Annotated in this window: 16 protein-coding genes; 7 read left to right on the top strand and 9 right to left on the bottom strand. The window is 61.4% G+C overall.

Annotated elements, in window-relative coordinates; translation table 11 throughout:
- Window positions 1-219: 219 nt before the first annotated feature.
- Complete coding sequence (locus AB1462_RS08010; protein WP_090404662.1) at window positions 220-2,028, top strand: ABC transporter ATP-binding protein; 1,809 nt, start codon at window positions 220-222, stop codon at window positions 2,026-2,028.
- Between the two features lie 26 nt (window positions 2,029-2,054).
- On the opposite strand, the gene AB1462_RS08005 is transcribed toward AB1462_RS08010, so the two are convergent.
- Window positions 2,055-2,798: a GntR family transcriptional regulator gene (locus tag AB1462_RS08005; RefSeq protein WP_259194097.1), complete on the bottom strand. Its 744-nt coding sequence runs from the start codon at window positions 2,796-2,798 to the stop codon at window positions 2,055-2,057.
- 136 nt (window positions 2,799-2,934) lie between these two features.
- Between AB1462_RS08005 and AB1462_RS08000 the strand changes: the two genes are divergently transcribed.
- The 4 genes from AB1462_RS08000 to AB1462_RS07985 are packed head-to-tail and all read left to right on the top strand — an operon-like array spanning window position 2,935 to window position 7,959.
- A complete protein-coding gene (locus AB1462_RS08000) occupies window positions 2,935-3,774 on the top strand; it encodes an ABC transporter ATP-binding protein (protein ID WP_367246550.1) in 840 nt (279 codons plus the stop codon).
- A complete protein-coding gene (locus AB1462_RS07995) occupies window positions 3,771-4,772 on the top strand; it encodes an ABC transporter substrate-binding protein (protein ID WP_259194095.1) in 1,002 nt (333 codons plus the stop codon). Before AB1462_RS08000 ends, AB1462_RS07995 begins: the two co-directional genes overlap by 4 nt.
- A gap of 13 nt (window positions 4,773-4,785) precedes the next feature.
- On the top strand, window positions 4,786-5,535 hold the full coding sequence (locus tag AB1462_RS07990; RefSeq protein ID WP_090404650.1) for an ABC transporter permease: 750 nt from the start codon (window positions 4,786-4,788) through the stop codon (window positions 5,533-5,535).
- Between the two features lie 51 nt (window positions 5,536-5,586).
- Window positions 5,587-7,959, top strand: a complete 2,373-nt coding sequence (locus tag AB1462_RS07985) for a hypothetical protein (protein WP_367246549.1) — start codon at window positions 5,587-5,589, stop codon at window positions 7,957-7,959.
- Between the two features lie 246 nt (window positions 7,960-8,205).
- On the opposite strand, the gene AB1462_RS07980 is transcribed toward AB1462_RS07985, so the two are convergent.
- The 4 genes from AB1462_RS07980 to glcD are packed head-to-tail and all read right to left on the bottom strand — an operon-like array spanning window position 8,206 to window position 12,412.
- The gene (locus tag AB1462_RS07980; RefSeq protein ID WP_259194092.1) at window positions 8,206-8,607 is read right to left on the bottom strand and encodes a heme-binding protein; all 402 of its coding nucleotides are present in this window, start codon (window positions 8,605-8,607) and stop codon (window positions 8,206-8,208) included.
- Window positions 8,604-9,845, bottom strand: coding sequence for a glycolate oxidase subunit GlcF (gene glcF / locus AB1462_RS07975; RefSeq protein ID WP_367246548.1), 1,242 nt, complete (start codon window positions 9,843-9,845; stop codon window positions 8,604-8,606). Before glcF ends, AB1462_RS07980 begins: the two co-directional genes overlap by 4 nt.
- A 3-nt stretch (window positions 9,846-9,848) precedes the next feature.
- Entirely contained in the window at window positions 9,849-10,913 is a 1,065-nt protein-coding gene (gene glcE / locus AB1462_RS07970) for a glycolate oxidase subunit GlcE (protein WP_090404636.1), read from the bottom strand.
- Window positions 10,913-12,412 (bottom strand): glycolate oxidase subunit GlcD, encoded by a 1,500-nt coding sequence (glcD, locus tag AB1462_RS07965; protein WP_259194090.1) that lies wholly within the window; start codon window positions 12,410-12,412, stop codon window positions 10,913-10,915. Before glcD ends, glcE begins: the two co-directional genes overlap by 1 nt.
- 232 nt (window positions 12,413-12,644) lie before the next feature.
- Between glcD and glcC the strand changes: the two genes are divergently transcribed.
- Window positions 12,645-13,412: a transcriptional regulator GlcC gene (gene glcC / locus AB1462_RS07960; RefSeq protein ID WP_090404630.1), complete on the top strand. Its 768-nt coding sequence runs from the start codon at window positions 12,645-12,647 to the stop codon at window positions 13,410-13,412.
- Between the two features lie 43 nt (window positions 13,413-13,455).
- On the opposite strand, the gene AB1462_RS07955 is transcribed toward glcC, so the two are convergent.
- The 4 genes from AB1462_RS07955 to AB1462_RS07940 all read right to left on the bottom strand — a co-directional run bounded on the left by AB1462_RS07955 (window position 13,456) and on the right by AB1462_RS07940 (window position 17,218).
- On the bottom strand, window positions 13,456-14,736 hold the full coding sequence (locus AB1462_RS07955; RefSeq protein WP_259194089.1) for a TRAP transporter large permease: 1,281 nt from the start codon (window positions 14,734-14,736) through the stop codon (window positions 13,456-13,458).
- Window positions 14,737-15,354, bottom strand: a complete 618-nt coding sequence (locus tag AB1462_RS07950; RefSeq protein ID WP_367246547.1) for a TRAP transporter small permease subunit — start codon at window positions 15,352-15,354, stop codon at window positions 14,737-14,739.
- A gap of 62 nt (window positions 15,355-15,416) precedes the next feature.
- Window positions 15,417-16,472: a TRAP transporter substrate-binding protein gene (locus tag AB1462_RS07945; RefSeq protein ID WP_367246546.1), complete on the bottom strand. Its 1,056-nt coding sequence runs from the start codon at window positions 16,470-16,472 to the stop codon at window positions 15,417-15,419.
- Between the two features lie 74 nt (window positions 16,473-16,546).
- On the bottom strand, window positions 16,547-17,218 hold the full coding sequence (locus AB1462_RS07940) for an RraA family protein (RefSeq protein WP_259194086.1): 672 nt from the start codon (window positions 17,216-17,218) through the stop codon (window positions 16,547-16,549).
- 112 nt (window positions 17,219-17,330) lie between these two features.
- On the opposite strand from AB1462_RS07940, the gene AB1462_RS07935 reads away from it, so the two are divergent.
- Window positions 17,331-18,230, top strand: a complete 900-nt coding sequence (locus AB1462_RS07935; RefSeq protein WP_259194085.1) for a LysR family transcriptional regulator — start codon at window positions 17,331-17,333, stop codon at window positions 18,228-18,230.
- The last annotated feature ends 12 nt before the right edge of the window (window positions 18,231-18,242 follow it).

Here is an 18,242-nt window from a genome sequence, read left to right as displayed (position 1 = left end):
TAGAGGCTGGTTTTGGGGCTGCTTCGCAGCCCAACGCGGGCGGTGCATCAGTTAGAGAGTCGTCGGCTCCCGAGCCGTCACGGGAGCAAGCTCCCTCGCCACAGGTTCAGGGCCACGCCAAAGTTGTTTAGATACCTATGGCGCTTAGGGGCGCCATGGAGTACCTGGAGATGTGAGAGACTTGGCCGTCATACCCACCTCAAGGAGCCCGTGCCATTCATGGTGCTGTTCAATCGATTGAGCGCGTTTTCCATCCAGGCGCGCAGGGCACTGGGACTGGTGTGGGAAACCTCACGGCCACTGTTCATGGGGCTGTTGCTGGCGACGATTGTCGCCGGGCTTCTGCCCGCCCTGGCCGCCTGGATTGGTCAGCGCATTGTGGATGCCGTGGTCCACGCCATGCAGGTTCATGCGGCCGGCAGCCAGGCACCCGTGTGGCCAGTGATGCGCTACGTGTTGGCCGAGGCCGGCGTGCTGGCGTTGTTGGCGGCTGCGCAACGAGCGCTGTCGATGCAGCAGTCGCTGTTGCGGGTGAAGTTGGGCGTGAAGGTCAACCTGATGGTCCTGGAGAAAGCCCAGACCCTTTCGCTGCTGCAATTTGAAGACGCTGAGTTCTACGACAAGCTGGTGCGCGTGCGCCAGGGTGCTTCGACGCGCCCGCTGAGCCTGGTGACGAAAGGACTGGGATTGGTGCAGAACCTCATTTCGCTGGTCAGCTTTGCTGTCCTGTTGGTGCACTTCTCGCCGTGGGCCCTGTTGATTCTGGTGGTCGGTGCGTTGCCGGTGTTCTTCGCCGAGACGCATTTTTCCGGCAACGCGTTCCGCCTGTTCCACCGGCGCGCACCGGAGACGCGCCAGCAGAACTACCTGGAATCCTTGCTCTCCCACGAGTCCCATGCCAAGGAGGTCAAGCTGTTTGGCCTGGCACCGCTGTTCCTCCAGCGCTATCGCGACAACGCTCAGCGCTTGTATACGGAGGACCGCGAATTGACGCTGCGCCGCGACGCCTGGGGCTTTGCATTGGGCCTGCTGGGCACCGCAGCGTTTTACCTGGCCTACGCCTGGGTGGTACTCGACACCGTGCGTGGCCAGACGAGCCTCGGCCAGATGACCATGTACATCGTGCTGTTCAAGCAGGGGCAAGCTGCAATCACCGCCAGCCTCAGCGCAATTGCCGGGCTGTACGACGACAGCTTGTTCCTCTCTGACCTGTATGAATACCTTGAAACCCCCGTGATCACGCCGCACGGCCGGCTCACCCAGGGGGCGCGCCCTGGCGATGGCCTGCGCTGCGAGCAGGTCGGGTTCACCTACCCAGGCGCTGAATCTGCCGCGCTGCGCAATATCAGCCTGCACCTGGCACCGGGGAAAAGCCTGGCACTGGTGGGTGAAAACGGCTCCGGCAAGACCAGCCTGATCAAACTGCTGACCCGCCTGTATACCCCGGATGAGGGCCGCATCCTGCTGGATGGCAGCGACCTGCAAGAGTGGGACGAACACACCCTGCGCCAGCGCATCGGCGTTATTTTCCAGGACTACATCCGCTACCAGATGACCGTCGGCGAAAACCTGGGAGTCGGTGATGTCGACGCCCTGGACGACCAGGCACGCTGGCGCAGCGCTGCCACTCAAGGTGTGGCGGCTGAATTTATCGAGCGCTTGAGCCATACCTATTCAACCCAGTTGGGACGCTGGTTCGCAGGTCAGGAACTGTCCGGTGGGCAGTGGCAGAAAGTGGCCTTGTCGCGGGCGTATATGCGTCAGGATGCCGATCTGCTGATCCTCGATGAACCCACTGCCGCGCTGGATGCCGGGGCTGAAGCGGCAGTGTTCGAGCACTTCCGTGAGCATGCCAGGGGCCGCATGACCCTGCTGATTTCCCACCGTTTTTCCAGTGTGCGCAGTGCGGATCACATTATTGTGTTGGAACGCGGGCAGATGCTGGAGGAGGGCAGCCATACCCAACTGATGGCTGCGGGGGGACGTTATGCCGAGCTGTTCGACGTTCAGGCGCGGGGCTATCGCTAGGAAACCCAGCACCGCGTACCTTCTCTCTATTTGGCGGGGCCGGATTTGAACACGCCGCTGAGCACAAACGCATAGCGTTCCGGGCGGATAAAGAAGGTGGTGCGGTCGCAGCAGCGACCGTCGGCAAAGTAAGAGGTGCGTTCCATCACCAGCAGCGCGGTGCCGCGTTTGACGTGCAGGGTGCTGGCCAGGCTGGTATCGGCCGTTTGCGCACGAATGGCCAGGTCGGCACGGGTGACGGCCAGGCCGGTGATCGATTCCAGGATCGAGTAGATCGGTTGATGCTCGACGTCTGTCCAGACCACGCTGGCCAATTCGGCCGGTAGATGGCTGCGGCCCAGGGCGATGGGTTCGTCATCCACGAAATGCAGGCGCTCCAGCAGCAGGCAATCGTGGGCTGCTTCAAACAATCCCCTCAAGGCTTCCGGAACGGGCTGCAGCGTGTGGCTGATCACCTGCATGCTCGGTTTGAGCCCTTGCAATAACAACGCTTCATGGAAACTGCGCAACGCATCCAGGCCATGCCGCACCTGTTTCGCGGCGACGAACGTGCCTTTGCCTTGCTTGCGCTCCACCACGCCGTCGTCGCTGAGCTTGCCCACTGCCAGGCGCACGGTGACGCGACTCACGCCAAAGCGCTCACCCAGTTCGGCTTCTGACGGCAGTTTGCCGGTGGGTTCGAAATCGCCGCGCTGTATCTCTTCCAGCAAACGATGGGCGATCTGTTCATAGAGCGAGGTGGTGCTGTCGCGAAGAATGGACGTGGGCACGGTCGGTTTCCAGGGGCCTTGGAGTGGGGCGGTGCGCCTTCACTTCTAAGGTTATAAAAATAGGTTATTGGGACAACTTGTATTAATACGTATTATGTCAGGTATTCCCATTGTAAACGACCTGACGATACTTGCCATGCCCGACTCCTTGCCTTACGCACTGCCGCAAGCCGACGCCCTGACGGTCGATCACATCAGTTTCAGCTACCCCAACGGGCATCCGGTGTTCAACGCTTTCAGCCTGAACGCCAAGCCGGGCGAATTCGTCGCGATCCTCGGGCCGTCCGGCTGCGGAAAAACCACGCTGCTGAATCTGTTGTCGGGCTTTCAGCAACCCCAGAGCGGCCAGATCAGCATCAACCAGAGCGCGGTGCGGCCGGAGCGCTCGGAGTTGGGGTATGTGTTTCAGGCGCCGCAGCTGTTTCCCTGGTTGAGCGCGCTGGAGAACGTGCGTTTCGGCCTGCGGATGACGGCGCAGCTCAGCGAGGGTCAGCAGCGTGCGCAGGCGTTGCAGTACTTGCGTCTGGTCGGTCTGGAGAGCGCGGCGCAACGCTTGCCCCATCAACTGTCGGGTGGCATGCAGCAGCGCGTCTCCCTGGCCAGGACCTTGGCGTTGGAGCCCAGCGTATTACTGATGGACGAACCCTTCGCCGCGCTGGATGCCATCAGCCGCAACAGCATGAATGAAGAGACGCTGCGGATCTGGGCCGAGCTGGGTCAGACCGTGCTGTTCATCACCCACGACATCGACGAAGCGGTGTTCCTGGCCGACCGGGTCATCGTGCTCAACATCGCCCCCGGCGGTATCCATAGCGAACTGGATATTGCTTTGCCGCGCCCGCGCTCCAACCTGAAAACCCGGCGCCTGCCGGCGTTTCTCGATTACCGCAATGAGCTGATGGAGCGCATTTCCCACGTCATGGGCGCGGCCGAAGCCATCGCTAACCCCACCCGTCAACCCGAGTTAACCGCATGATCAAACGTTCGCTGCTTGCTCTTTCCTTGTCTGTTGCCGCCTTGGCAAGCAGCACAGGTGCCGTGGCCACCGAAGAGAAACCCCTGCGCGTGGGGTATGTGTTCGCCATGGCCAACGCCCCGGCGCTGATCGCCGACAAACAGGGTTACTACCGCGAGGAAGGCCTGAATGTCGACCTCAAGGCTTTGGGCGATGGCCCGGTGATCCAGCAGGCGCTGGCCGCCAATGAGCTGGACGTGGCCTATGTCGGCACGCCGCCGGTGTACCAATGGTTCTCCCGCGGCTTGCAAAGCCGGATTCTGGCCAAGGTCAATTACGGTCAGGCGGCGGTGATTGTCGATGCCAAGAGTCCGATCAACCGCCTGGAGCAGCTCAAGGGCAAAAAACTCGCCGGGGTCAAGAAGGGCAGTGGCATGGACGTGCTGTTGCGCGGCTATGTGCTGAAAGAAAACGCCGGGCTCAACCCGGACAAGGACCTGGACATCATCGACATGCCACCCGGCAACATGAACGCGGCGTTGGAGCGCGGCATCGTCGACGCGGCGTTTTCCTGGGAACCCTTTGTCAGCCAATCGTTGCTGCGCGGGTCGAGCCGGATTCTGCTTGACGTCAACCAGGCGCTGCCGAACTACCCGTGGTACGTGGTGATCGCGCTGCCCAAAACCTTGCAGGAACGCCCGGACGACGTGGTCAAGTTGCTGCGTGCGCACCGCAAGGCCATCGCGTTCCTCAACGAGCATCCCGACGAGTCGAATCGCATCATCGCCGAGGCGTTTAAGCTTGAAGCGGTACAAGGGCCCGACGGCAAGACCATTGCCCCGGAGGCCATCGTCGCCCAGGCGCGCACGCGGTTGGGCTGGTCGGCGGACTTGCAGCCTGCGGACATCCAATTCATCCAGCGCCTGATGAATTATTCCCACGACCTGGGCTTTATCGACACCACGCTCAAGACCGAGCAGATCGTGGATACCGCCTACCTGGAAAAAGCCTCGCGCTGAGTCTGAGCCTGTCATGTCCTTGCCAAAACCGAATTGGGGATGGGCTTCGCTGCCATTCCTGCTGTTGATCTGGATGGCCCTGGCCAGCCGCTTTCCCACCTACATCCTGCCGCAGCCCTGGGATGTGGCGCGCGAAGCCGTGCGTTGGCTCAGCGACAGTTCGCTGTGGCAGCACCTCAGGGCGAGCGTCCTGGAGGAGGTCGGCGGTTTCTGCGCGGCGGTGGTTGTCGCGATTGTGCTGGGCACCGCCGGTGGCTTGTCTTCTCGCTTTCGCGATTTCATCTCGCCGCTCAACAGCCTGTTCATGGCGATCCCACCGATTGCCTGGGCGCCGCTGATCATGATCATTTTCGGCCTGGGTTATGTCTCGATTGTGCTGGTGATTTTCATTGCCGCGATGTTCCCCATGGCGGTGACCATCCAGGAGGGTGTGCAGGGCATTCGCGGCGGCGAAGTCCGTGCGGCACGCACCTTGGGCGCCAATCCCTGGCAATTGCTGGCCCACGTTTACCTGCCAGCCTCATTGCCCTTCGTGACGGCGGCCTTGCGCATCGGGTTCAGCCAGGGCTGGCGGGCACTGGTCGCCGCAGAAATGATCGGCGCCTCCCAGGGCATCGGCTGGATGGTCTCTACCGGCGGGCAGATCGGCAACAGCAGCCAGGTGCTGCTGGGCATCGTGCTGATCGGCCTGATTGCCTGGCTGATGGAGAGTTTTGTGTTCCGGCGCATCGAGCGCCACTACCAGAAATGGCGCGTGCAATAAGCACCGCCTGTTGCCTTCAAACCTTCAGTGGACCACTGCACGAGGTGTCATGTGAGTAACGTTTTCGATCCCCGCGAAGCCGGGCATTACATCGCCCCCCAAGGCCTCTACGAACGCAACAAGAAACGCCCGTTCCTCGGTAGCATCGACTGTGACCGAGACACGCTGATTGCCGGGCAATGGGATGAAATCACTCTGGTCTACGAGGTCGGCGGCAGCGGTCTGGCGGATGGCGCCTGGTTGAAACTGGCGTTCAAGTTCTACTCCGATTGGGCGCTGTTCCAGACCTCGAATCCGGCCGGTCCCAACTACGTCAGCGCCGAGTATCAGGCGGGCGAGCTGGTCCCCGGGCAGAGCCAGGCCACCGTGCAGCACTTGAAAGTGCGCTTCGACCAGAAGGGCCACGAACGGCCGTTCCAGAAAGCGATCATTATCGACATCATCGATGGCTACCTGAATCCCGGCGACACAATCACCATCCGCCTGGGCGACCGTCGCCAGGGCGGCGCGGGTACGCGGGTGCAGAGTTTCGTCGAGAAAGACTTCCGTTTCCGGCTGTTTATCGACCCCCTGGGCAGCTCGAAATTTGCCGAGGTGCCAGGCGATCCGTTGCTGAACATCGTGCCGGGACCGGCGCAGAGTGTGCAGTTGATTGTGCCGCGCCTGGTCAGCGCCGGTGAGGCGTTCGACGTGCTGCTGCGGGTGGACGATGCCTGGGGCAACACGTGCCGCAACCTGCCGCTCAACGGTGTGCTGACCCTGGTTGACCCTGAAGGCGGTGCGCGCCAACAAGCGTTTACCCTGGCGAGTGAAGGGTGGGCGACGGTGCGGCTCAAGGGGTTTGACCTCGGGGCGGTGGGCGAGTGGCGTTTGTCCGCCGAGGTGCACGCGCCTGGCGTGCGTGGCGCCCAGGTTTTTGTCACGGTCGACCCGGCCGGCAGCGCATTGCGCCCGCTGTACGCCGACCTGCATGTGCACTCCGATGACACCGTGGGCACCAACGACACGCTCTACAACCTGAGCTACGGCCGCGATGTCGCCGGCCTCGATGTGCTCGGCTACACCGCCAACGACTTCAATATCACCGAGCAACGCTGGGATCAGGCGGTGAAGCTGATTCACGAACTCAACGAGCCCGGCCGCTTCGTCTGCTACCCCGGCACCGAGTGGTGCGGCAACTCCTGCGCGGGCGGCGACCGCAACGTGGTGTTCCTGCATGATCGCAAGCCCGAGTTTCCGTTCGATAACCAAGGGCGGTTGGTGCGCTCTTTTGAGTGGAACGAGTTCACAGCGGGCACCATCAAACCGGGCGCCTGGCCGGTGGACGAGTTGTACGCCGCCTATGCGAAAGACCCGGAAGGCCACCTGATGATGCCCCATGTTGGCGGGCGCCGGTGCAACCTCGACTGGCACCACCCGGAGCTGGAACGCTTGATCGAAGTCGGCTCGGCCTGGGGCCAGTTCCATTGGGTCTACGCCGAAGCCCTTCAGCGTGGCTATCGGGTCGGCGCCGCGGCGAACAGCGATGAGCATCAGGGCCGTTGCGGCGGCGGTGTACCGGCCACGGCCGTGTTTGGCTCTCGCGGTGGGTTGACCGGTGTGGTTGCCGACGCTTTCGACCGAGCGAGTGTGGGCAAGGCTCTTCGCGCGCGTCGCACCTTTGCCACGACGGGCGAGCGTGCATTTGCCAGCCTGCGCCAAGGCCAGCACTTCATGGGTGAGGTCTTCACCGCCGATTCTAATGCGACGCTGGACTATCGATTGCTGGGCGAGGCGGGCTGGGAGCAGGTGGACCTGTTCGATGGCGATAAGCTGATCTGGTCGCGCAATCTGCACCAGGAGCTGGGTTTTTCCGCCCAACGCATCCGGCTGCGCCTCGGGGGGGCGCGCATCAAGGACCGCTATCGCGGCGCCTACTGGACCGGCGAGGTTCGCGTGACGGGAGCGGTCATCAACGGCTTTCGCGCCTTGGGCCTCGATCACCCGGAGCAAACCGTATGGCGCAAGGACGCCACGACCCTGGCCTTTCGCACCGACACCAACGGTGACACCGACAGTATCGAAATCGACCTGTCGCAATTGGCCGGCGCGACGTTGCAGGTCCGCAGCCGCATCGACAACTACATCAAGGTCGGCGATCCGTCCGAACCGCAGCCCTACGTGCATGCGCCGACGGTGCTGATGGAACTGTCCGGCGAGGAACTGCTGGCGCAGTCCCAGGTGATCGAAGAGTTGCCAGGAGCTGAGCTGAAAGTCTCCCTGGAAAGGACCACCGCCGAACCGCTGCCTCGCGAGTTGCAGGGCAAGATCGAGCTGGCACCACTCACTCTGCAACCGGGTCGCGAGCATCCGTTGTTCATCTGCGCACGCCAACGCGACCAGTCCCGGGTCTGGACCTCGGCGCTGTTCCTGACGCTTGCTTAAGGCCTCCGTGGTCCAACCTGTTCGAGAGCGCGCAAAGAAACCTGTGGCGAGCGGGCTTGCCCCGCGTTGGGGTGCGAAGCAGCCCCAAAACCAGGCGCAGAGGCGTGCCTGATACACCGCATTCGTCTTCATCAGGGGCTGCTACGCACCCCAACGCGGGGCAAGCCCGCTCGCCACAGGTACAGTGTTCTCCCTTAACTGAACGGCATCAGGCAGCAGTGTGGGAGCGTGCCGATAACGCCCGATTCAATTCAGGCATTGCGCCCCGGCTTTGGCCACCTGTGCATCCTGGCCGGACTTGACCCCGGACACACCGACGGCACCGATTACCTGGCCGTCGACGATGATCGGCACGCCGCCTTCGAGGGAGGTCAGCAAGGGCGCTGACAAAAACGCGTAGCGCCCGCCATTGACCATCTCCTCATACCCTTTGGACTCACGCCGCCCCAGCGCCGCGGTGCGGGCCTTTTCGATGGCGATGTAGGCACTGACCGGGGCGCAGCCGTCAAGGCGTTCAAGGGCCAGGGGATGGCCGCCGTCATCGACAATCACGATGGTCACGGCCCATTGATTGCTGTGCGCTTCGGTGCGTGCAGCCGCGAGGATTTGGCTGACTTCGGTCTGGCTCAGTACGGCTTTGGTTTTCATGGGGATTCTCCAGTACTGGGTGAGGGCAGTGCGGCCTCGACCAGTTCGATCCAGTGCCTGACAGGGGTGCGTCCCGCTCCGTCGAGGTGGGACTGGCAGCCAATATTGGCGGTGACGATGACGTCGGGGTGTGCGCTTTCCAACGCAGTGAGTTTGTTATCGCGCAGTTGTCGCGACAATTCGGGCTGGGTCAGCGAATACGTGCCCGCCGAGCCGCAGCACAGGTGGCTGTCGGGAACAGTGGTCAGGTTGAATCCCAGGCTCGTCAGCATGGCTTCAACGGCACCGCCGAGTTTTTGCGCGTGCTGCAACGTGCACGGGCAGTGGAATGCCAGGCGCTGATCGCCGTGTACGCCGAGCTTATCCAGCGGTTCGCCGCGCAGCACTTCAACCAGGTCCCTGGCCAGGGCACTGACCCTTTTCGCCTTGTCGGCATACGCCGGGTCGGTGCTGAGCAGGTGGCCATAATCCTTGATAAAGGCCCCGCAGCCGCTGGCGGTTTGCACAATGGCCTCGGCACCGCTTTCAATGCTCGGCCACCATGCATCAATGTTGCGGCGGGCACGCTCAAGGCCGGCCGCCTGAGCGTCGAGGTGATAATCCACCGCACCGCAGCAGCCTGCCTCGCGGGTCGGTATGACGCTGATCCCCAGTCGATCCAGCACCCGCGCTGTGGCTGCATTGGTATTGGGTGACAGGCTCGGCTGCACACAGCCCTCAAGCATCAAGACCTGACGGGCGTGGCGCATGGTCGGGCGCGGTTTGACCGGGTAGACGCGGCGCGGCAACTTGGCCTGCAAGGTATTGGGCAACAACGCCCGAAATAGCTGGCCGCTGCCGATCAGCACGTTGAACAGCGCGGGATTGGGGACGACGCTACGCAACCCCTCGCGCAGCAAACGCTGGCCGAGGGGGCGCTGCACTGCCGCGTCGACCACCGCCCGGCCGATGTCGAGCAAGGTGTGATAGTCGACGCCGGAGGGGCAGGTGCTTTCGCAGTTACGGCAAGACAGGCAACGGTCCAGGTGTTCCTGGGTCTTGCGCGTGACTTCATTGCCTTCGAGCACCAGCTTGATCAGGTAGATGCGCCCCCTCGGGCCATCCAACTCATCGCCCAGCAGTTGATAGGTCGGGCAGGTGGCATTGCAAAAACCGCAGTGCACGCAACTGCGCAGGATGCGTTCGGCTTCTTCGGCGCGAGGCAGTCGGCGGGCGTCTTCGCTCAAGGTGGTCTGCATGGTTCAAAGCTCCGCGTACAGGCGACCGGGGTTGAAGATGCCCCGTGGATCGAGTTGCTGCTTTAGATTCCGGTGGTAGCGCATCAACGTGTCGGGCAGCGGTTGGAAGGGACTGTCGATCAGGCCCGGGTGGTAGCAGGTCGCATGCCCGCCGGCTTTTTCGACCACCGAGCGAATGACGCTCGCGTCGGCATCGGATTTGAGCCAGCGCTGGGCGCCCCCCCAGTCGATCAATTGCGTACCTGGCAGCGACAGTCGGGGCGTGTTATGCGGCAGGGACAGGCGCCAAAGAGGCTGATCTTCAGCGAAGAAACTCAACCGATGTTCGTTCAGGTCTTGCCAGTAGGCAGCGTCCAGCCACTCGCCGCCCAAGCGGTCATGGGCCGCCGCCACCGAGCCTTCGCCCCCTTCGAGTCGCAGGTGCAGGCGCTGGCCATCGTGACACGCAGCGCTGATCGGCAGTGGTTGCTGCCCCCATTCCGCCAGGCGCAGCAAGGCACGGTCGGCGTCCATCGCCAGGCTGATACTCAAGGTTTGCCGTGGTTTGGGCAGGACCTTTAGGGACACTTCGGTCACCACCCCAAGCGCGCCGTAACTGCCGGCCATCAAGCGCGACAGATCGTAGCCGGCGACGTTCTTCATGACCTCGCCGCCGAAGCGCAAATGCTTGCCCTGGCCGGTGATCAACCGTGTTCCGAGGATGAAATCGCGGACCGACCCCGACCAGGGACGCCGTGGCCCCGAGAGTCCGCAGGCAATCATGCCGCCGACGGTGGCGTGTTCACCGAAGGCGGGCGGTTCGCACGGCAGCATCTGTTGCGAGGCGTCCAGCACTTCTGCCAACTCCGCCAATGGCGTGCCGCAACGGGCGGTGATCACCAGTTCAGTCGGGTCGTAGCTGACGATGCCTCGGTGGGCGCGGGTGTCGAGGACTTCACCGGTGACTGCGCGTCCAAGGAACGCCTTGCTGTTGGCACCCTGGATCCGCAGCGGCGTGGCGTTGGCCAGCGCCTGGTTGACCTGCTCCAGCAGCGCTGCGCTGGCGTCGATAGCGTGTTCGCTGTGCATCAGAATCGCTCCAGCTCGGGGAAGGGCATCTGACCCAGATGAACATGCATGGCGCCAAACTCGGCGCAGCGGTGCAACGTCGGGATGTTCTTGCCTGGGTTGAGCAATCCGCCTGGGTCAAATGCGGCTTTGACGGCGTGAAAAACGCTCAGCTCGTCACTATTGAACTGCGCGCACATCTGATTGATCTTCTCGCGGCCCACACCATGTTCTCCGGTGATGCTGCCGCCGACCTTCACGCACAATTCGAGGATCTTGCCGCCCAGGGCTTCGGCGCGGTCGAGTTCGCCCGGTTGATTGGCATCGAACAGGATCAGCGGGTGCATGTTGCCGTCGCCGGCGTGAAAGACATTGGCCACGCGCAGCTCGTACTCGGTCGATAACGCCGCGATAGCGTGCAGCACGCCAGGCAGTTCGCGGCGCGGGATCGTGCCGTCCATGCAGTAATAATCCGGGGAGAGGCGGCCCACCGCCGGAAATGCATTCTTGCGCCCGGCCCAGAAACGCACGCGTTCGGCCTCGTCGCGAGCCTGGCGCACTTCGGTGGCGCCGGCTTGTTCCAGCACTTGACGCACACGGTCGCAGTCAGCGTGGACGTCGGCTTCCACGCCATCGAGTTCACACAAGAGAATCGCTTCGGCGTCCACCGGGTAGCCGGCGTGAATGAAGTCCTCGGCGGCGCGAATGGCCAGGTTGTCCATCATCTCCAGGCCGCCCGGGATGATGCCGGCGGCAATGATGTCACCCACCGCACGGCCGGCCTTTTCGACGCAATCGAAGGCTGCCAGCAGCACTTTGGCCGTTTGCGGTTTGGGCAGCAGCTTGACCGTGACCTCGGTGATCACCCCGAGCATGCCTTCGGAGCCGGTAAACAACGCGAGCAGATCGAAGCCCGGAGAGTCGAGGGCCTGGGACCCCAGGCTCAGGTGTTCGCCGTCGACGCTTAGCACGTCGACCTTGAGCAGGTTGTGCACGGTCAAACCGTACTTCAGGCAATGCACGCCACCGGCGTTTTCCGCCACGTTACCGCCGATGGAACAGGCGATCTGCGAGGAAGGATCCGGCGCGTAATACAAGCCAAACGGCGCCGCCGCCTGGGAAATCGCCAGGTTGCGTACCCCCGGTTGAACCCGGGCGGTGCGGGCGGCGGGGTCAATGTGCAGAATATTGTTGAAGCGCGCCATCACCAGCAGCACGCCTTTTTCCAACGGCAGCGCGCCACCGGACAAACCCGTGCCCGCGCCACGAGCGACGACTGGCACCTTCCACTCATGGCAGAGCCGAAGCACGCCCTGGACCTGATCGATGTGGCGCGGCAGCACCACCAGCATGGGCGTGGTGCGATAAGCCGAGAGGCCGTCGCATTCGTACGGCTTGAGCGCTTCGCGCTGGTGCAGGATTTCCAGATCAGGCAACCGAGCCTGCAGGGCGTGCAGCAGCGCATCTTTATCGACGTCAGGCAGGACGCCGTCGACGCGTTCATCGTAGAGAATGTTCATAGTCGGTAGGCGACCCTCAGTTGTTTTTATTCGAGGTCTGTTCCGATGCAGCTGGCTTGCATCATTCGCCTGGGGCGTTTTACTGTCTACGGGTTGTTGGGCTGGTCGAACCAGTTGTTTGATCGTGGTTTTGTTATTTGTTTAAAAAAGAACTGCAAAAACAGTGAATTAGTCTCGTGTTTTAACGGTAGTGAGTCGGGCACGGAAGCTGGTCATACCAGTTGGAGGTTGCATGGACAACACAGGAACGGGCCGTAGCCTGCAAGTCGCCGACGTGGTCTGTGAGCGCATCGAGCGGCTGATCGTCGACGGCGTGCTCAAGACCGGGCAACTGTTGCCTTCGGAGCGGCGCTTGACGGAAAAACTCGGCGTTTCGCGTACCGCCCTTCGCGAGGGACTCAAGGTGTTGCGCGCTCGCGGGATTATCAACACCGAGCAAGGCAAGGGTTCATTCGTCGCCGACCTGTCGGGGCCGGGCTTGGCGTCACCGCTGCTGCACCTGTTCAGCTCGCAGCCGCGAACGCTCTACGATTTATTCGAGGTGCGCAGCCTGCTCGAGGGCGAATCCGCCCGCCTGGCGGCCCTGCGTGGCACCGACGCCGATTTTGTCCTGATCACTCGCGCTTATGAGGCATTGCTCGGTGCCAATGGTCATTCATTGGAGGCGTCCGAACATGCGCGGCTCGATCATGCGTTCCACCTGGCGATCTGCGAGGCTTCGCACAACCCGGTGCTGGTGCAGACCTTGCGCTCGCTGACGGACTTGCTGCTCAACACCGTCTTCGCCTCGGTCAACAACCTCTATCACCGTGAACCGCAGAAGCGCCAGATCGACCGCCAACACGCCCGGCTGTATAACGCCGTGACCGGGCGCCTGCCAGAGCAGGCGCGCAAGGCGGCTATCGCGCACATCCAGAGCATCTGCGAAAACCTCAGGGAAATTGAAAGCGAAGAGCAACGGCTGGTTCGGTCCACGTTGCGACTGGAGGGGTGGGTGTGATGCCACACCTCTCAGTCCCGCGAGGGGGAAGTGGCTGCGGCACTCAAGCAAACTGCGGAAGCCAAAGCGCAAGCTGTGGAAACAGGATCAGGAGGATGATCAACAGCAGCAATACGGCGCAGAAAGGCAAGGCCCCATACACCACATCGAGGAAATTGCCTTTGTTGCGGATGCTCTGCACCACGAACAGGTTCATCCCGAAGGGTGGGGTTATCTGCCCCATTTCGCACAGGATGATGAGGATCACGCCAAACCACAGCGGGTCAAAGCCCAGTGCCACAATGACCGGGACCACCAGCGGCGCGGTGGTGATCAGCATGGCCAGCGTGTCCATGAAACAGCCCAGCACGATGTAGAACACAATGATCGCCAGTAGCGTGCCCATCGGCGACATGTTGAGGTCGGTGACGAAACTCACCAGGGTGGAGGTCAACCCGATGGACGACAGCACAAAATTGAGGAAGAACGCCGACAAGGTGATGAACAGGATCATCCCGGTGGTGCGCAGGGTTGATTCAAACGCCTGGCCCAGGCTCTGCCACGTAAACGCGCGGCGCCACAGTCCAAGGGAGAATGCGGCTATTACGCCCAGCGCTGCCGACTCACTCGCCGTCGCGAAGCCGCTGTAAATCGCGCCGACTACCAGGCTGAAGATCGCCAGCGGCGGTAACAGGTCCGGCAGGCTGGACCGTCGCTCTGCCCAGGTTGAATGCTCTTTTTTGCCACCCAGCGCTGGGCGGATCAAGCATGCCAGGACGATCATGGTGACGAACATAAAGCTGAGCAGAATCCCTGGAATGGTCGCCGCCAGGTAGAGCTTGGGTACGGACAGATTGGCGATCAGGGCGAACAGAATCATATTGATCGACGGTGGAATCAAAATTCCCAGCGTACCGCCAGCGGCAATGGAGCCGAGGAACAGCGGGGCCGGGTAGCCCTTGCGTTCCTGCTCCGGCAGGGCAAGGGTCGAGATGGTGGCGGCGGTCGCCACACTGGAGCCGCTGGTCGCCGAGAACAGCGCCGAGGCACCGATGTTCGCGTTCATCAAACCGCCTGGCAGCCATGACAGCCACTTTGAGACGGCGCCATACATGCGCCCGGCCACGCCCGAACACACCAGAAGCTCACCCATGAGTATGTACAGCGGAATGGCCACCAGCAGGAACTCGGCGCTGGTGCTCCAGGCGATTTCGCCCATGGCGTTGCTCAGGGGCAGTGTCGAAAACAACGCCGACAACGAAATGCCCAGTAACCCGACGCTGACGGCCGCGGCCACGCTCAAGCCCAGCAGGGCCAGTAGGATGAAAAGAGTAAAGGCCAGCATCTAGCGCTCTCCAGTCGATGGCGAAGTCGTGAGGTCCGGTACGGTGGGATAGGTCTCTTCTTGAATCTCCTCTTCGACGGAGTTGATCCCAATCAGTGTGCTGATCGATGCCCACCGTCGCTGGCGCAAACGGTTCAGGCTGGTGCAGGTCAACACCACAAGGGTCACGGCAAAAAAACCATAGCCTGCAAACCAGAAGGACTGCGGCAACCACTGCGGGACCTGCAGTGGTGTCGTGGAGATCGAGTGGTATTCGATGGAATCCCACAGCACGCGGCCGGTGTGGAACAGCAAGGTAAAGACGAATACGACCATGCAGGCCAAGGCCAGCAAGTCCAGGGCGATCCGGGGCTGGGGCGACAGGCGCGAGTAGAGAATGTCCACCCGGATGTGTGAGCGTTTTAACAAGGCGACGGGAAATGCCCAGGCACTGACAATGGCCAGGACATAACCGGCGATCTCGTCGGCGCCACCCATGGACACACCGATGGTCTTACGCAGGATCAGGTCGATGCCGATCATCAATGCGATGCCCATCAGTGCAATACCGCCGACCCAGGAACTGAGCCGTGCGACCGTGTTTACAAGCCTGATACCAGAAGATTCAGCCGGTTTCATGGAAGTGTTCTCCGCGAGCGGGGTGAGTTCAGAATGCAGTACGGTTGGTTCGGCGCAGGCGCTCAGGGTGTTTGCAGAGTCACGCCTAAAGCTGCGCCGGCGGTGGCGTTCCAACGCTCGACGCACTGCGCACCGCAACGTTTGCCCCAGTGGTTGGCGATATTGAGCACAGCATCGTTCAAGGCTTGTCGCTCGACGGGTGTCGGCGTGTGGACTTGCATGTTCGCCGGGTGATGAATCTGGCAGTCAGGGGCACCGATGTTGCAGGCGAGGGCTGAGCGATTCTCTTTGGCGGTTTCTTCCCACGCGCGTGCTTCCAGGATGCGCGATTGGTCTTCCAGAAGGCGTTGAAACGGCTCAGGCAGCGCTTGCCAACGCTCGAGGCCGATCGCATAAAACCCGATCGACCAATCAATCGGCAGGTTGTACAGGTGATTGGCCACCTCGTACCAGCGAGCGGCATTGCCGGAACCAATGCCACTCACCGCGCAATCAATCACGCCCGTCTGCATCGCGGTTACGACTTCGGCGAACGGCAGGGTCATGGGCGAGCCGCCGAGCGCCTTGACCAGGTCGGACATGTTGCGTCCGCGTACGCGAATCTTGCGGCCCTTGAGGTCGGCTATCGAGGTGACCGGCGTGCGGCAGAAGAATACCTGCGCGGTATAGGGAACGGTCGCCAACAGCTTTATGCCATGGTGCTCGGCCATGCGTTGCGCCAACACCGGTTTGAACGCGTTCGAGACACGATGGGCCGTGTCGATATTCGCCGCCATGCCGGGCAGGTCGATGCCTTCGAAGAACGGGTCGTCGCCGGCGACGAACGCGAAAACGCCCATGCCGATTTCCACCGCGCCAGAGCGTATCAAACGCACCATCTCGGGGCCTTTCAGGCCGCTTTCCGAAAGGCCTCTGACCCGAGCGGTCAGCATCCCACCAGAACTGTCGGGCAGCGTGGTGTTCCAGAACGGCACTTCCACTGCGCGGAAGGTGTAGTTGTGGCTACCACCACCCACCACATTGAGCTGGGTGGGTTGCACTGTCTCCGCCAAGGCGATGGAGGCGAGCAGGCCACTGAGCGTGGTAATGATCCAGCGTCCAAGTTGATGCGGTTTCATGGTAGTCCTTTGTTGTTTTTGAGGGGGCTACATGGCAGAAACGTACAAGCTCTGAGAACGGCTATTTTTGTTGTTCAGGCACGACCCAGAATGGCCGCGTCAATGAGGGCTCTGGAACCTACGACATCCGGGAATTTCTCGCCGTTTGCCAAGCGTGCCAAGGTGATTTTTTCATGCTCCTGAAATTCGATTGCGCGTCGCGCCAGGGTGAGTACCTGCTCGGGTGGAATGACGACAATCCCGTTTTCATCGGCGACCACCGCATCACCGGGACGAACCACCACACCGCCGCAGTGGACCGGGGTACAAAACTCGCCTTCTTCACCCTTGACCCGAGTGGTGATGGCACTGGCGCCCCGCGACCAGATGGGCAGCGCATACTCGCGCAACTCGCCCAGGTCAGTGACAAAACCATCAATGATGATCCCGGCGATTCCAGCCTGCCTGGCGGCGTAAGCCATCGCACCGCCCATGGCCGCGGTCACCTGTTCGCCACAGCGGTCCACGACCAGGAAATCACCAGGCCTGGCGCAGCCCATTGCGTAGTGCAGGATCCCACCATCAGCCCCGGGCATTCTCACCGTAATGGCAGTACCCACCGCCCGGACATCCTGAAAGTGGGCTTTTATTCGCGGACTTAAAATACCTTTAGTGATGAAATGGCCGAGGGTAGCGGGTTCAGCGGCGAGAAGAACCGCAAGGACTTCGCTGGCGACTTGTTGCGGCAGTTTTTCAATAATATACATGTGTGGTTTTACTTGTTTTTGATGAATGTCTGATACATTGAGCCCATCCTAACAAGCAGGATTATGGCGCGATAATAAAAATCAACGAGACCAGCCCAGGACAATTTTTATCATGCGAATTACCCTGATGCAGATCGAGGCATTCTATTGGACAGCCCGGTTAGGAGGCGTGCACGCGGCGTCTCGACATCTTCATCTAACCCAACCTGCCATCTCTTCACGTATTCGGGAGATGGAGTCTTTATTGAGCGTGAAACTATTTGATCGCAGCAAGCAACGTATGATTATTACCGCCGATGGCCTGATCGCTCTGCAACATGCGGAGTTGGCGCTTAACAACAGTGTCAAGTTGGAGCAGTTCGCGGCCAAGCAAAAACATAATCGCAGATTGCGCGTCGGTGCCGATGAGTGCTCGGCGATGGTTGGCCTGACGGCGGTGATTGCCGAAATCAAGGCGCACTTCCCGGAAATCACCCTTGAAATCACTATCGATGTGGGGGCGGCGCTGAATCAGAAGCTCAATGATCACGAGCTGGACCTGGCGCTTTTGACCAATCCGACCACGAAGGATGAAGTGACCGACATCTTTCTAGGATGGATGACTTTCCAATGGGTGGCCGCCGCGCAGTTGGATATTGAAGGGGATACCTTCCTGCCGGAACACGCTTGCGCTCACCCCATCGTGACCCATTCCGCGCCTTCGACTTTGTACTCTGTGGTCGAGCGGTGGCTGAAAGAGGGAGGTAATGTGTCCGAGGCTTTTCATTCCAGTAACTCACTGGCGTTTATTGCGAAGATGATCGCCGCCGGTTACGCGATTGGTATTCTTCCGGTACCGTTGATTCGCGACATGTTGGCGGTAGATTTGCTGAAAATACTACCCTGTAATCCGCCGATAGAACCGGCAAGATTTTGTTTGTCTTATGTGACTGAGCGGCCTGATGTGCAACTTGATGAGTTGGTGGCGCTCACCCGCGCAACCCTGTTACGTCAGAACTTTTTGGTGAACTAACGACGTGCAGGT

It is taken from the genome of Pseudomonas sp. SB113 (genome assembly GCF_040754745.1).
Taxonomy (GTDB): domain Bacteria; phylum Pseudomonadota; class Gammaproteobacteria; order Pseudomonadales; family Pseudomonadaceae; genus Aquipseudomonas; species Aquipseudomonas grimontii.
This window is presented reverse-complemented; position numbering and strand designations above follow the sequence as displayed.